The organism is Thiothrix winogradskyi (assembly GCF_021650935.1).
GTDB lineage: Bacteria > Pseudomonadota > Gammaproteobacteria > Thiotrichales > Thiotrichaceae > Thiothrix > Thiothrix winogradskyi.
Window position 1 is genome coordinate 568,117 of record NZ_CP091244.1, and the last position, 13,167, is coordinate 581,283.

Below are 13,167 nucleotides of genomic sequence, written 5' to 3' on the forward strand. Positions count from 1 at the left end.
AAAGATACTATAATATGCTTTTTACCGACAAAGCATTAGAATAGTGTCTTTATGAATGACTTGCCAGACCGACGCAAAGCTATCCTCTTCCCCAAGCAGCAAAAAATCCTGCGCACCTTGGGAGAAAACATCAAGTTGGCACGCAAACGCCGCCAGCTTACCCAGAAACTGATCAGCGAACGCACCGGTATCAGCCCCATCACCTTGCGTAAAATCGAAAAGGGGGATGCTGGTGTTTCCATCGGTCACTACCTGACTATGTTGGCAGCACTGAATCTAGCGGAAGACCTTGCCAACGTAGCGCAGGATGATGAATTTGGGCGCAAATTGCAGGACGCTAAATTGCTGGGCACTGACAAGAAAGGCAGAAAAGCTGATTGAGGTATCGGGTCTGCTCTTCGACTACGCTCAGGGCACGGGTCAAAAACTTCCTAACCTTTCCGCGTGTACCAGGTGCCGCGTCCTTGCCCGTGCCGCTGGATATGCCCGTTTTCCATCAGTTGGGCAATGCGCAGTTTCAGGGTGGCGCGTGGGATATGGGTGAGTTCCTCCGCCTGTTTCATGGTGATGCGCCCGTTGTCCTTGAGGTATTCGAGAATCTTGACGCTATCTGCGGGTAGGCTTTCCCAGCCTAGGTTATCCGCCATCTTCGCCGCCAGATAGTCTTTCTGAGCTTTCAGAGAACGCAGGAAAAATGATAGCCAGGGCAACCAGTCAGGGGCTTCCTGATCGAGTGTACCTTGAGTGCGACGCAAGGCGAGGTAATAGCTATCTTTATTGCGCTCAATGATGCTTTCCAGCGAGGTGTAAGGCACATAGCTGTAACCAGCCTTCAGTAGCAACAAGGTCGCCAACACCCGTGACAGCCTGCCGTTGCCATCCTGAAACGGATGGATAGCCAAAAACACTACGTTGAAAATGCCTACAGTCAGCAGCGGGTGCAGACTGCGGTCTTCCAATGTGGTGCGCGTCCAGTCCACCAGTGCCTGCATTTCCCGTGGGGTGTCAAACGGTGTAGCTGTCCTGAAAATTACCCCAAGGCTCTTGCCGGATGCGTCGAAGGCTTCTACATGGTTGTTCAGGGTTTTGTATTGCCCTCGGTGGCGTGCGTCCTTGTCGCTATGGCGTAGCAACAGGGCGTGGAATTGTTTCAGGTAGTTCTCAGTCAGGGGTATGTCGTCATGGCTTTGGAAAACGGTTTCCATCGCTTCTGCGTAGCCTGCCACTTCCTGTTCATCACGGGTCTGGAACGATTGCTTACCGATATTCCCCAGCAGGTTTTCCACTTCGGCATCACTCAGCTTTGCGCCTTCAATCCGGGTGGAAGAGCCAATGCTTTCCACGGTTGCCACCCGACGCAGGGCTTCCAAGCGTTCTGGGGTCATGCCGTGGATAGCTTTCCAACCGCCCCTGAATTCGTCGATCTCGGCAATTAACTTGAGCATTTCGGGGGTGATTGTCAGGGAATGCGTTTTCATAAATAGCCAAAAAAGTGAAAAACCTTAGCCAATAATAGCCGTAATTAGCCAATACGCAAACATTGCGCACTTTAGAAAGCCCAATCCGATAAGTACGGGAACTTGCAACGCCAACCGTTACCAGCCACATTGCACCCCAGCAAACCGACACAGGAAACCGTTCCTTTAAACTTATGCAAACTTAACCAAGGTCAAGTTTGCGGTTAAATTCCTGCTTCATGGGGGCTGGTTTCGTCTTTGGCTTGCACCCCAGACCAGCGCCTTCCCCTCCACAGGCAGACACCGTGGAACTCACGGCGTATTTTTCCAAATTATTGGCGGCGTTGAGGTCACGGTCATGGACTGCGCCACAAACGGGGCAAGTCCATTCACGTACCGATAGTGGTAGCTTGTCCACTTTATGCCCACATCCGGGGGCAGAACAGGTCTTGCTAGAGGCAAAGAACCGATCAGCCACCACGACCACCGCACCCCGCATTCCCGCCTTGTATTCCAGTTGCCGCCGGAACTCGAAAAACCCCATGTCACTGATGGCACGGGATAAATGGCGTTTTTTCACCATGCCCGATACGTTCAAGTCTTCAATGCCGATGGTGTGGAAACGGCGGGTTAAATCCGTAGTGAGTTGGTGCAAACTGTCTTGGCGGATGTTGGCAATGCTGGCGTGAAGTTTTGCCAGTTTTTGTTTCGCCTTGTGGCGGTTGGCACTCCCTTTAACCTTGCGTGACAGGCTGCGTGAGAGCCGTTTTAGACGGGAAAGTAGGGCTTTATGCGGCTTCGCCCCAATCACTTTTTCCCCCGTTGATAGCGTTGCCAGTGCAGATACACCCAAATCCACCCCCACCGTGCCTTGGTTTTCGGCAGGCGGGAGGTGGTTTTGATCCGTATCCACGGTGATGCTGGCGAACCACTGGTCAGCGGTGCGGGAAACCGTGGCGGAGAGGATTTTGCCGGAAAAGCGTAACGTTTCCCGCATCCGTACTAACCCAAGATGGGGAATACGGAGGCGGCAAGCGTTAAGGCTGAATTGGTCATTGGTGAGGGTGAAACTGTCGCGGCTTTTGCCTTTCTTTTTGAATTGCGGGTACTGGGCGCGTCCGGCAAAGAAGTTGTTGAAGGCTGCCCCGAGTTGGATGATGGCCATTTGTGGGGCGTTTTTGGTGACTTCGAGCATCCACGGGAATTGTTCGCGTTTAATCGCGTTCAACTGGCGGCGCAAGCGCATTTGGTTGGGTTTGGGCTGGGTGTTGTCGTCTTTCCATGCGGCGTATTGGGTTTGCCATTCCACCAACGCCCAGTTGTAAGCAAACCGCGCTGTACCGGCTGCTTTCGCTAAGTACGTGGCTTGTTTATTGTTGGGGTCTAGGCGGATTTTGTGGCTGATAATCATGAGCGATAGGATGCAATACAGCAGGTTTTTTGTCTAGGGGTGGGTGTTTTTGATGTTGCTATCGACAGATGAACGGTAGTCTGTGCCTTGCAACTTCTCCAAAATGACAAAGATTGGAGAGGTTTGGGTGGGTTTTGTGGTAGCTGCTTCAAACCCCGGCTCATGTACGAATCCCTCAATGTTTTAGGCACTGCCCTAGAAGAATGCAGCACCCAACCCATCACCGGCTTTTTCCGTGATGGCTCCTGCAATACCAGCAAACAAGACATCGGCTCGCACACCGTCTGTGTCGTTCTGACGCGAGAATTCCTCGAATTCAGCCGCTCACAAGGCAACGACCTAATGACACCCGTGCCAGAATACGGTTTCCCCGGCTTGAAACCGGGCGACCAATGGTGTTTGTGTGCCGCCCGTTGGCGCGAAGCTTTTGACGCGGGCAAAGCCCCACGGGTACGGGTACTGGCAACCCACCAAGACTGCTTACGCATTCTGGATCTGGCTGACTTAAAACAACACGCGGTTGATTTGTCTTAACGGATATGCGCCGCCGCCATTAGCCCCCACCAAGCCAGCGTATGCAACCACGCCGCCCACTGGTAACGCCGTGCCAATTGTTCCGGCGGAATATTCGTGATCAAAAAAAGCTGTCCTGCCTGCGCCCCTGACATGACGTGCGTTCCCGGCAGGCGCTGTTGCTCACGAATATCCGCATCCACCCACTGTTGTGCCGCAGCCAGCACATTCTGCCATTCGTCTGGGTCGATTTGCCCATTGCCATCCGCATCGAAATTCTGCAATAAGGTGTGATCATCGCGCTTCCAATCCGCCAGCAATACCGCCAAGCGTTCGCGCCGTTCTTGCGACACATTGCTATGCGCGTGGCGTTGGGTGCGCAATTCGCCCAAGGCATACAAAGTTTGTCCGGGGTAAATCGCGTGCAATAAAAACAGGTGGTTATCGCCGGTGCGCGTCACAATTTCCGCCGCTTGCGGGTACAATAAACAGCGCCCAAACGCATCCTCCAACAAAAACGGCTGGTCTTCCACGTAACCCGGCAACCACACCGTCACCGGCAAATGCGGCAAACCACGGGAACTTTCCCCATCCGGCAATGCTGCCGTGCCGGACAATTCCACATAACCTTGCGCACTGCTGCTCAGCCGTGAAGTGGGCGTATCCACAATCAAGCGATAGCGCCGGTATAAGCCCAACGCAAACCACAAACTCGCCAACGCAGGCAACAACAACCATTCACGCCCTACTTGCTGGGCCAGAAAAAAGCACCCCGCCCCCCAAAACAGCGCGAAACGCCAAGTGCTGGCAAGGTTCATCAACCCGCCCTTGCGTAATACCGCAAAGCGCTGATTTTGTGCGACGTTATACCAGTTTATGCCATCCGCATCGCCTGCAAATGGCGCAACCTGTTCAGGTTCCGGCAGTAAAGTGCGCAGCCACATCCACATCCGCGATTTCCTCAGACTTGAAACTCAACAAACGGAAGGGCTTAAAACTGAACGATTTGGCAATGATCAAATCGGGGAATTGTTCAATGCGGGTGTTATTGAGCGCGGCAGAATCGTTATAAAACTCGCGGCGATCCGCAATGCTGTCTTCCAAACCGGTAATGCGTTCGCGCAAATGCTGGAATGACTCGCTGGCTTTGAGTTCGGGGTAAGCTTCGGCAACGGCAAACAAATTTCCCAACCCAATGCGCAAGGCATTATCGGCAGCTTCCAACGCCCCCATATTGCCAAATTGCATCGCACTGACCACGCGGTTACGCGCTTCCATCACCTTTTGCAAGGTGGTTTGCTCGTATTCCATGTGTTCTTTGCACACCGCAATCAGCTTGGGTAACTCGGTATTGCGTTGTTTTAGCAATACCTCAATATTGCTCCATGCCTTTGCGGTATTATTTTTGAGTAACACCAATTGGTTATATAACAGGATGCCCCATAACAGCAGGCCACCCAACAGGGCGAAAAAGATAATGAGTCCGGTATTCATGGCGTTATTTTTATCAATAGTTTATCGGATTATACCAGTCTAGCAGCTAGTGGCAGGCGCTCCAACGTGGTATAGATGAGCGGTTATCATTACAGCAAAATACGGAGGACATCATGCAGACCCTATTGAAATTCTGGCTAACCTTACTGTGCTTACTACCGCTAGTCGGTCACAGCGCCGATCAATTTCCCACCCAACAAACCTTTGCCGGACAAAACCTAACCCTAAATGGCAAAGGCGTGCGCACCAAGGCATTTTTCAACCTCTACAACGCGGGTTTGTATGTGCAGCAAAAAAGCACCGATGCCAACGCCATCATCAGCGGCGATCAGCCCAGCGCCATGCGTTTGGAAATCACCTCAGCCATGATCACCAGCGAAAACATGGAATCAGCCGTGCGTGACGGTTTTAAGCACTCCAGCAATATCCCCGATATTCAGCCACGTATCGAACAATTAATCGCCGTGTTCAAAGAAGCCATTAAGGAAGGTGATGTCTATGATTTCATCTACACCCCCAGCAAGCTTGCCATTGTCAAAAATGGCAAACCGGCTGCCACGATTGCGGGGCATGACTTCAAACAAGCCCTGTTTAACATTTGGCTAGGGGAGCGACCGGTGCAAGCGAGTTTGAAAAAAGCCTTGTTGGGGCAGTAATTTAACGGTTTAAAAATAGCCGACCAGCCTCTGTAAGTCTGTATTGCTGCAAACGACTCTTAGGCTTATCGGGAATGGTCATTTCAAGCAAACCCTGCTCCAATAGCGGGGTGATGTGCCGTTTGTAATTCAGATAAACATTAGCCAACCCTGCCGCAGCCAATAACTCTTGCTTACTCCTGCTTCTGTATTGGCAATCAAGTAAAATAGCACTGACTTGCTCACTGACTTGCTCACTGACTTGCTCACTGACTTGCTCACTGACTTGCTCACTAGTATTGCTCTTATCGTATACCTTCAATGGTTGTTGTAATGGCACGATAAAACGTAAACGCATCCCGATTTCGAGAATCTGCAACTCCGGCAAACCTAGCTTTTCGGCTTCATTAAAAATACGCCTTACACCACTGCCCCACTAGATTTAGTGTAATTGTTCACATCCCGATGAAGAACCTCACCCCCCCGCCCCCTCTCCTTGACAGGCGAGGGGGAGCAAGAGTTGCATTGTTTATTAGCCCCTCTCCTGTCAAGGAGAGGGGTTGGGGTGAGGTTCTTTTAGATGGCGGTGAACAATTCCGTAATTAGTTCACGATCAGCTTGGCGGTTAGTAGAACCAAGACGCACGTACACACCATTCTCCGCCCCTTCACTTTTCAACCAATAACGTTTTCAACAGCGGTTTAGGTGAGGACAAATTTCGCTTGAACTCCAATGTTTTGCCTTCCGGCTGACGAATGAGAGCCTCAAAAAAGTCCATAACCCGTCACCCCTTGCGCTGCGCATCAATCACCGATGGCAATTGCAACAGCTTTTCCAGCACATCCCCAAGTTGTTGCACATCCCGGATTTCCAGGGTGAAATCCATCACTGCTAGGCAAGGGTCGTGAGTGTCGCGGGTATGCAGGCTGTGGATATTCACCTTTTCCTTGGCCAGCAGATTGGCAATATCACCCAACACGCCCGATTTGTTGTAGGTGGAAACCGTAATGTCTGCCGCATACGCTGCCGCGTGGTTGCCCCAGCCCACCTCGATAATGCGTTCCTCACGTTCCTTGCGTAAGTTAGCAAAGTCGGGGCAATCGGCACGGTGCACAATCACGCCACGCCCTTGCGACAAATACCCGCCGATCGCATCACCATTGACCGGGTGGCAACAGGTCGCCAACTGGGTATACAGCTTGCTAACCCCACGCACTTCAATACCGCTGCTCACCACATCTGGGCTACGGGTTTTCCGTAATTTGAATTCGGCTTCATGCGTATTCAGCAGGAAGCGGCGAATTTGCGCCGGGGACACTTCATTGCGCCCCACCGCAATCAGGAAATCACGCTCGCTAGGGCGGCTGAAATGCTGTGCCAGTTCCTTGTAATTCAACTTACCCAAGTTGAGCAGGTGACGTTCTTTATCGAGGATGCGTTCGCCATCTTTGGCGTTCTGTTCGTGGTTTTGCTGGCTAAACCACTGGCGTACTTTTTGGCGGGTACTGCCGGATTTCACGAAACCGAGTTCGGGTTTCATCCAATCCTGACGTGGATGCTCGTTTTTACTGGTAAGAATTTCGACCTGTTCGCCATTACGCAGCGCGTAATTGAGCGGCACAATATTGCCATTGACCTTTGCCCCCCGGCAACGATGCCCCACACTGGTGTGCACATGGTAAGCAAAATCCACGGGGGTTGAGCCTTTCGGCATGTCAATAATCCGCCCCTTGGGCGTAATCACAAATACCCGGTCGTTAAAGACTTCCGTGCGGAAATCTTCCATCAAATCACTGTCACTGTCGTTGCTATCCAATAAGCGGCGCATCGCATTGATCGCATCGCTCATGGCTTGGTCTTGCCGCCCGCCTTCTTTGTAATACCAGTGCGCTGCCACCCCTAATTCGGCGAAACGGTGCATCTCATGGGTACGGATTTGCACTTCCACAAATTTACTTTCCGGTCCCACCACCACGGTGTGGATCGACTCGTAACCATTCGGCTTGGAATTGCTAATATAATCATCGTATTCTTCGGGTATATGCCGCCAAGTGTTGTGTACGATGTCTAATACGCGATAGCAAGTGGCATGATCAGTCACCATCACCCGTACCGCACGCAAATCGTAGAGTTCATCAACACCTAGCTGCTTGCGGCTCATCTTCTTCCAAATGCTGTACAGGTGTTTGGGGCGACCATACACCTCGGCTTGAATGTCGTTTTTAACCAATAAATCCTTGAGGTTATGGATGAAATCGGCAATGTATTGCTCACGTTCAATGCGTTTACCGGCTAATGATTTGGCGATACTTTTGTAGGTGTCAGGGTGCAGGAAACGGAACGACAAATCCTCCAGTTCCCACTTGATTTGGCTAATACCCAAACGGTTCGCCAGCGGCGCGTACAAATCCATACTCAGCCGTGCCACACAACGGTGCAAATCCGACACTTCCTCCCGCGACAGCAAGCGCAGGTATTGCAAGCTCCACGCCAATTTAATCAACACCGTGCGGATGTCTTTAATCATTGCCATCAACATGCGCCGCAACTGCTCGCCTTGCTCCTGGCGGGAACTGCTGGGGTCAGTATTTTCCACACAATCACGGAAACGTTGCAGATTGCGCATGTCTTCACACAAACGCCGCACCGCTTGCCCGTATTCTTTTTCCACCACATCCAGCGTCAGGGTTTGTTGGAAACGGTTATCACATAGTAACGCTGCCATTAAGGTGGTTTGATCCACGTCCAAATGGCGCAAAATTTCGGCAACATCCAGGCTACAGGGTTGCAAAGGGTCAGTCGGCGGGGGGGATTGCAACAAATTATCAATGATTTGCCCAATCAGGTAAAAATCGCGCTCATTATCGGACACCCAAAAGCGTTCAATCCACGCCTGACGGGTTCGTGACTCGGTATCCGTGGTTCGGCTATGTCGCATGTCAGCAATGCCTCCTCTCTAACAAATAATTATTATTTATAGCTTTGTAATAACAGCCTCCAGTTGCGCAAGATGGTGAATGGTCGCATCCGGTTCCTGCCCGCCCGGCCATGCTTGGCGGTCAGGATTAAACCAAACGGTACGCAAACCTGCACTGGCTGCCCCCTGAATATCCCTCACCGGATCGTCGCCCACATAAACGGCCTGATGAGGAGAAATGCCTACGTGTTCTAATGCTTGATGGAAAATCGCCGGGTGAGGTTTCGCGACCCCGGCATCCGCAGAACTGTGGGCAAACTGAAACAAATGCCCAACGCCTATGTGATGGACACTGGCATTACCGTTACTGATAACCCCAAGCAAAAAGTGTGCCGAAAGTGATTCGAGCGCCTCCAACGCCCCTTCAAAGAAGGTCACTTCATTACGTGCCAGCCAAAATACCTCGAACCCAGCCTCCACCAAGGTATCGGGGTATGCGTGCGCCTGCGCCAATGTTGCCAGCCAGTTTTTACGTAAACAAGTAAGATTATAGTGCAATTCAGGGTATTGCTGCATGTAGTTCATGCGATGTTTAATGAGTTCATGCGGCGAGTGGTTCTCGGTAATCCGTGGATAGTGCTGTTGCAACCAGCCATAAAAACGGTGTTCAGCACGTTCAATCACTGGCTTTACCGCCCACAGGGTATCGTCAAGATCAAAAGCAATACAGCGTATAGTCATGTTGAAACTCAATGTTTAGATTAGAATTTACTGGTAATATTAGCATTAGCTAACACAACGACAAGCAGTGGAGGGTGGCATGAAAATCCGTCATTTAATAATACTAGCAGCCAGCATCCTGTTATTTCCCGCCACATTATGGGCGCAAACGGTGGTACTGGTACACGGCTTCCAAGGCAATGGCATGGATTGTCGCAAACAAGGCGTTACCCCGGTATTGCAGCAATACGGCTGGGTAGACGGCGGCAATATCGTCATGACTCAGGAGGGGGCTTACAACCTCAGCACTCCCGCTGCAAAGCCGGAACGCATTTTCTACACTGTAGAATTGCCACTGCGTGCGCCGATTATGCAGCAAACCTATTGGCTGAACACGTATTTGCAACACATCCATGCCCAGCGTCAGGAACCACTGACCTTGGTAGGGCATTCGGCGGGCGGCATCGTCTCCCGCGCTTGGTTGGTCAGCGCCAACAGTGTGCCGGTGGATGCTTTGGTAACGGTAGCGACCCCGCACGTTGGCACACCCAGCGCGGATCTGGCGAGTTTGGCAACCGATACCCCAATGGGCTTTTTCGCGGAAATGATGGGCTTTGGCAAATGGAGCGGCGATGCTGATGATTTATACGATGACCTGCGGGTGGAACAACCTGGGCGGTTTTTGTATTGGCTGAATCATCAGCCGCATCCACCGATTCGCTATGTATCGGTGGTGCGGGATAACCAGATACGCCCTGATCGCTTTGATTTTGTGGTGCCGACTTACAGCCAAGACATGAACAATACCTTTGCCCTGCGCGGTAAATCCGAATATTGGACAGTGCCACGTTCACACTTTTTGAGTATTCGGGATGGATATGTGTTGGCGCGGATTTTGACGCGCTGACAATATGCCAGAAAACCCCAATTTCCTACCGCACATTCGGTTAGAGTGCTGAATGCAGCAGCAGCTTGCAGTATACTTGCCCCCTTTCAGGCATAAACGTAAAGCAAGTAAGTTATGGCTAACTATGACCTTTCCACCTTTCAAGGGCTGATTCTGGCTCTGCAAGATTACTGGGCGCAACAGGGCTGCGTCATTATGCAACCGTATGACATGGAAATGGGCGCGGGAACATTCCACCCAGCCACATTCCTGCGTTCCATCGGCCCTGAGCCGTGGCGTGCAGCGTATGTGCAACCGTCACGTCGCCCAACCGATGGGCGTTACGGTGAAAACCCCAACCGGCTGCAACACTATTACCAGTTTCAGGTCTTGCTGAAACCGTCACCGGATAATATTCAGGAACTGTACCTCGGTTCCTTGCAAATGCTCGGTTTCGACCCGCTGGTACATGACATCCGCTTCGTCGAAGACAACTGGGAATCCCCAACGTTAGGCGCATGGGGCTTGGGCTGGGAAGTGTGGTTGAACGGCATGGAAGTCACCCAGTTTACCTATTTCCAGCAAGTCGGCGGCTTGGATTGCAAGCCCGTCAGCGGTGAAATCACCTACGGTCTGGAACGCCTCGCGATGTACATGCAAAACGTGCAAAGCGTCTACGATCTGGTATGGACGAAAGGCCCACAAGGGGTTGTCACCTACGGCAACGTTTACCACCAGAACGAAGTCGAGCAATCCACCTATAACTTTGAACACGCCAATGTTGAAGAGCTGTTTCACACCTTTGATGTGTGCGAACGCGAAAGCCAACGCCTGATCGAAGCCGGATTGCCCTTGCCCGCTTACGAACAAATGCTCAAAGCCTCGCACACTTTCAACTTGTTGGATGCGCGGAAAGCCATTTCCGTGACCGAACGCCAGCGCTTTATTTTGCGGGTGCGTACCTTGTCGCGTGCGATTGCTGAAGCCTATTACAACGTCCGTGAAGCGTTAGGCTTCCCGATGCTGTCCGCAGGAGAAAAATAATGTTACACGATTTATTGGTGGAAATTGGCACCGAAGAGTTGCCACCTAAAGCCCTGAAAAAACTCTCCGACGCTTTCACAACAGGCATCGTTGCGGGTCTAGCCGAAGCGGGTTTAGCCGCTGCCGAAGTACACCCTTACGCTGCACCGCGCCGTTTGGCGGTATGGTTGCAAGGTGTACCGGTACAGCAAGCTGACCAAATCATTGAGCGCAAAGGCCCTGCATTGGCTGCCGCGTTCGACAAGGAAGGCAATCCCAGCAAAGCGGCGGAAGGGTTTGCGCGTTCGTGTGGCGTGGCGTTTGCTGACTTGCAACAGATTGATACCGACAAAGGCGGCTGGCTGATCTTCCGTCAGCAACAAGTTGGGCAGCAAACCACGGCGTTGTTCCCTGCGATTGTGGAAAAATCGCTGGCAGCATTGCCGATTCCGAAGCGGATGCGTTGGGGCAGCGGCTCGGCGGAATTCGTGCGCCCGATCCATTGGATCGTGATGCTGGCGGATGGCGATGTCATCGACGCAAATATTCTGAGCATTCAGACCGGACGCGAAACCCGTGGACACCGTTTCCATGCGCCTGCTGCCGTCGCGATTACTACGCCAGCGGATTACGCGGTGCAATTGGGTGATGCGTATGTGATCGCCCGCTTTGAAGCGCGGCGTGACATGATCAAGGCTAAAGTTGAAGCCCTTGCTACCGAACTCGGCGGCACTGCCATCATGCCCGACGACTTGCTGGATGAAGTCACCGGCTTGGTTGAATGGCCTGTCCCCGTGGCGGGGCGTTTTGAGGAACGTTTCCTCGACGTGCCCCAAGAAGCCCTGATTTCCACCATGCAGGACAATCAGAAATACTTCGCGCTGGTGGATGCGGCTGGCAAATTGATGCCAAACTTTATCACGGTTGCCAATATCGAAAGCCGCGATGTTTCGCAAATTTCGACGGGGAACGAGCGCGTGATTCGCCCACGTTTCAGCGATGCCGAATTCTTTTGGACACAAGACAAAAAGACATCGCTGGAAAGTCGCCGCGAACAACTCAAAAAAATGGTGTTCCAGCAAAAACTCGGCACGTTGTACGACAAATCCGAGCGCGTCGCACTGCTGGCGGCAGACATTGCTAAACGCATGGGTGGGGATGAAGCCCTAGCCATTCGCGCTGCGCAATTGGGCAAGTGCGACCTCGTGACCAGCATGGTGTTTGAATTCACCGAACTGCAAGGCACGATGGGGCGCTACTACGCCAATCATGATGGCGAAGCAGCAGAAGTCGCCAGCGCAATGGAAGAGCAATACATGCCGCGCTTTGCGGGTGACGAACTGCCATCCACCGCTACCGGACGTATTTTGGCGCTGGCGGAACGACTGGATACACTTACAGGCATTTTCGGCATCGGGCAAAAACCGACGGGTGCAAAAGACCCATTCGCGTTGCGCCGAGCGGCGTTGGGCGTGTTGCGTATCTTAATCGAACTGCAATTGCCGCTGGATTTGGCAGACTTGCTGGATAAAGCCGCTGACGGTTTAACCCCGCACCTTGGCAGCAAGCCGGATACGCAAGAAGCCTTGGATTATATCCTCGAACGCCTACGTGCTTACTATCAGGAGCAAGGCATTGGTGCTGAACTGGTGGAAGCGGTTGCCTCCCTCAAACCGACCCAGCCGCTGGATTTCGACCGCAGGGTGAAAGCAGTTGCCGCGTTCCGCCAATTGACTGCTTCTGAAAGCCTTGCCGCTGCGAACAAGCGTATCGGCAATATCTTGAAAAAGGTCGAAGGCAGTTTGCCGGAAAGCGTGAACCCTGCCTTGTTGCAGCTTGAGGCAGAAAAGGCATTAGCCAGTGCCGTGCAATATCAGGAAAACAAAGTTGTGCCATTGTTTGCAGCGGGTCAATACGAAGCGGCGTTGTTGTCGTTGGCGGAATTGCGTGAGCCAGTGGACAAGTTCTTTGATGATGTCATGGTCATGGCGGATGATGTGGACTTGAAAAACAACCGGCTGGCATTGCTGAATCGCTTGCGTGGCTTGTTCCTGCGCGTGGCGGATTTGTCGGTGTTGTAAACCCGTCTTGAACTGGGATTGGTAGGATTA

The 13,167-nt window shown here is 52.2% G+C and carries 13 protein-coding genes; 6 read left to right on the forward strand and 7 right to left on the reverse strand.

Annotated elements, in window-relative coordinates; all coding sequences use genetic code 11:
* The first annotated feature begins 51 nt into the window (after nucleotides 1–51).
* Entirely contained in the window at nucleotides 52–381 is a 330-nt protein-coding gene (locus L2Y54_RS03120; RefSeq protein WP_236499768.1) for a helix-turn-helix domain-containing protein, read from the forward strand.
* Between the two features lie 50 nt (nucleotides 382–431).
* On the opposite strand, the gene L2Y54_RS03125 is transcribed toward L2Y54_RS03120, so the two are convergent.
* Nucleotides 432–1,478 carry a Fic family protein gene (locus tag L2Y54_RS03125; RefSeq protein WP_236499770.1) on the reverse strand — a complete coding sequence of 349 codons (1,047 nt, stop codon included), beginning with the start codon at nucleotides 1,476–1,478 and terminating at the stop codon, nucleotides 432–434.
* A gap of 181 nt (nucleotides 1,479–1,659) precedes the next feature.
* A complete protein-coding gene (locus L2Y54_RS03130; RefSeq protein WP_236499771.1) occupies nucleotides 1,660–2,868 on the reverse strand; it encodes an RNA-guided endonuclease InsQ/TnpB family protein in 1,209 nt (402 codons plus the stop codon).
* Nucleotides 2,869–3,030: 162 nt separating this feature from the next.
* Between L2Y54_RS03130 and L2Y54_RS03135 the strand changes: the two genes are divergently transcribed.
* Nucleotides 3,031–3,402 carry a DUF2237 family protein gene (locus L2Y54_RS03135; protein WP_236501989.1) on the forward strand — a complete coding sequence of 124 codons (372 nt, stop codon included), beginning with the start codon at nucleotides 3,031–3,033 and terminating at the stop codon, nucleotides 3,400–3,402.
* On the opposite strand, the gene L2Y54_RS03140 is transcribed toward L2Y54_RS03135, so the two are convergent.
* Nucleotides 3,399–4,331, reverse strand: coding sequence for an EF-hand domain-containing protein (locus tag L2Y54_RS03140; protein WP_236499772.1), 933 nt, complete (start codon nucleotides 4,329–4,331; stop codon nucleotides 3,399–3,401). The two genes, L2Y54_RS03135 and L2Y54_RS03140, sit on opposite strands and share 4 nt — an antisense overlap.
* Nucleotides 4,294–4,875 (reverse strand): LemA family protein, encoded by a 582-nt coding sequence (locus L2Y54_RS03145; protein WP_236499773.1) that lies wholly within the window; start codon nucleotides 4,873–4,875, stop codon nucleotides 4,294–4,296. The genes L2Y54_RS03140 and L2Y54_RS03145 overlap by 38 nt, the downstream gene beginning before the upstream one ends.
* 113 nt (nucleotides 4,876–4,988) lie before the next feature.
* Between L2Y54_RS03145 and L2Y54_RS03150 the strand changes: the two genes are divergently transcribed.
* Nucleotides 4,989–5,531: a chalcone isomerase family protein gene (locus L2Y54_RS03150; protein WP_236499774.1), complete on the forward strand. Its 543-nt coding sequence runs from the start codon at nucleotides 4,989–4,991 to the stop codon at nucleotides 5,529–5,531.
* Between the two features lies 1 nt (nucleotide 5,532).
* Here L2Y54_RS03150 and L2Y54_RS03155 read toward each other — a convergent pair whose 3' ends face one another.
* From L2Y54_RS03155 to L2Y54_RS03165, 3 genes are all read right to left on the reverse strand, one after another.
* Nucleotides 5,533–5,889: a Fic family protein gene (locus L2Y54_RS03155; protein WP_236499775.1), complete on the reverse strand. Its 357-nt coding sequence runs from the start codon at nucleotides 5,887–5,889 to the stop codon at nucleotides 5,533–5,535.
* Nucleotides 5,890–6,294: 405 nt separating this feature from the next.
* On the reverse strand, nucleotides 6,295–8,448 hold the full coding sequence (locus tag L2Y54_RS03160; RefSeq protein WP_236499776.1) for a RelA/SpoT family protein: 2,154 nt from the start codon (nucleotides 8,446–8,448) through the stop codon (nucleotides 6,295–6,297).
* Between the two features lie 36 nt (nucleotides 8,449–8,484).
* Complete coding sequence (locus L2Y54_RS03165) at nucleotides 8,485–9,168, reverse strand: HAD family hydrolase (protein ID WP_236499777.1); 684 nt, start codon at nucleotides 9,166–9,168, stop codon at nucleotides 8,485–8,487.
* 79 nt (nucleotides 9,169–9,247) lie between these two features.
* On the opposite strand from L2Y54_RS03165, the gene L2Y54_RS03170 reads away from it, so the two are divergent.
* The 3 genes from L2Y54_RS03170 (at nucleotide 9,248) to glyS (ending at nucleotide 13,137) form a co-directional block, all read left to right on the forward strand.
* Nucleotides 9,248–10,054 carry an esterase/lipase family protein gene (locus L2Y54_RS03170; RefSeq protein WP_236499779.1) on the forward strand — a complete coding sequence of 269 codons (807 nt, stop codon included), beginning with the start codon at nucleotides 9,248–9,250 and terminating at the stop codon, nucleotides 10,052–10,054.
* A gap of 114 nt (nucleotides 10,055–10,168) precedes the next feature.
* On the forward strand, nucleotides 10,169–11,077 hold the full coding sequence (gene glyQ, locus L2Y54_RS03175) for a glycine--tRNA ligase subunit alpha (protein ID WP_093066954.1): 909 nt from the start codon (nucleotides 10,169–10,171) through the stop codon (nucleotides 11,075–11,077).
* Nucleotides 11,077–13,137: a glycine--tRNA ligase subunit beta gene (gene glyS, locus L2Y54_RS03180; protein WP_236499781.1), complete on the forward strand. Its 2,061-nt coding sequence runs from the start codon at nucleotides 11,077–11,079 to the stop codon at nucleotides 13,135–13,137. Before glyQ ends, glyS begins: the two co-directional genes overlap by 1 nt.
* Nucleotides 13,138–13,167: the final 30 nt, after the last annotated feature.

Bases quoted from the DNA above. Each gene is read 5' to 3' on its own strand.
- L2Y54_RS03120 (WP_236499768.1), top strand. From the start codon at position 52: ATGAATGACTTGCCAGACCGACGCAAAGCTATCCTCTTCCCCAAGCAG.
- L2Y54_RS03125 (WP_236499770.1), bottom strand. From the start codon at position 1,478: ATGAAAACGCATTCCCTGACAATCACCCCCGAAATGCTCAAGTTAATT.
- L2Y54_RS03130 (WP_236499771.1), bottom strand. From the start codon at position 2,868: ATGATTATCAGCCACAAAATCCGCCTAGACCCCAACAATAAACAAGCC.
- L2Y54_RS03135 (WP_236501989.1), top strand. From the start codon at position 3,031: ATGTACGAATCCCTCAATGTTTTAGGCACTGCCCTAGAAGAATGCAGC.
- L2Y54_RS03140 (WP_236499772.1), bottom strand. From the start codon at position 4,331: ATGTGGATGTGGCTGCGCACTTTACTGCCGGAACCTGAACAGGTTGCG.
- L2Y54_RS03145 (WP_236499773.1), bottom strand. From the start codon at position 4,875: ATGAATACCGGACTCATTATCTTTTTCGCCCTGTTGGGTGGCCTGCTG.
- L2Y54_RS03150 (WP_236499774.1), top strand. From the start codon at position 4,989: ATGCAGACCCTATTGAAATTCTGGCTAACCTTACTGTGCTTACTACCG.
- L2Y54_RS03160 (WP_236499776.1), bottom strand. From the start codon at position 8,448: ATGCGACATAGCCGAACCACGGATACCGAGTCACGAACCCGTCAGGCG.
- L2Y54_RS03165 (WP_236499777.1), bottom strand. From the start codon at position 9,168: ATGACTATACGCTGTATTGCTTTTGATCTTGACGATACCCTGTGGGCG.
- L2Y54_RS03170 (WP_236499779.1), top strand. From the start codon at position 9,248: ATGAAAATCCGTCATTTAATAATACTAGCAGCCAGCATCCTGTTATTT.
- glyQ (WP_093066954.1), top strand. From the start codon at position 10,169: ATGGCTAACTATGACCTTTCCACCTTTCAAGGGCTGATTCTGGCTCTG.
- glyS (WP_236499781.1), top strand. From the start codon at position 11,077: ATGTTACACGATTTATTGGTGGAAATTGGCACCGAAGAGTTGCCACCT.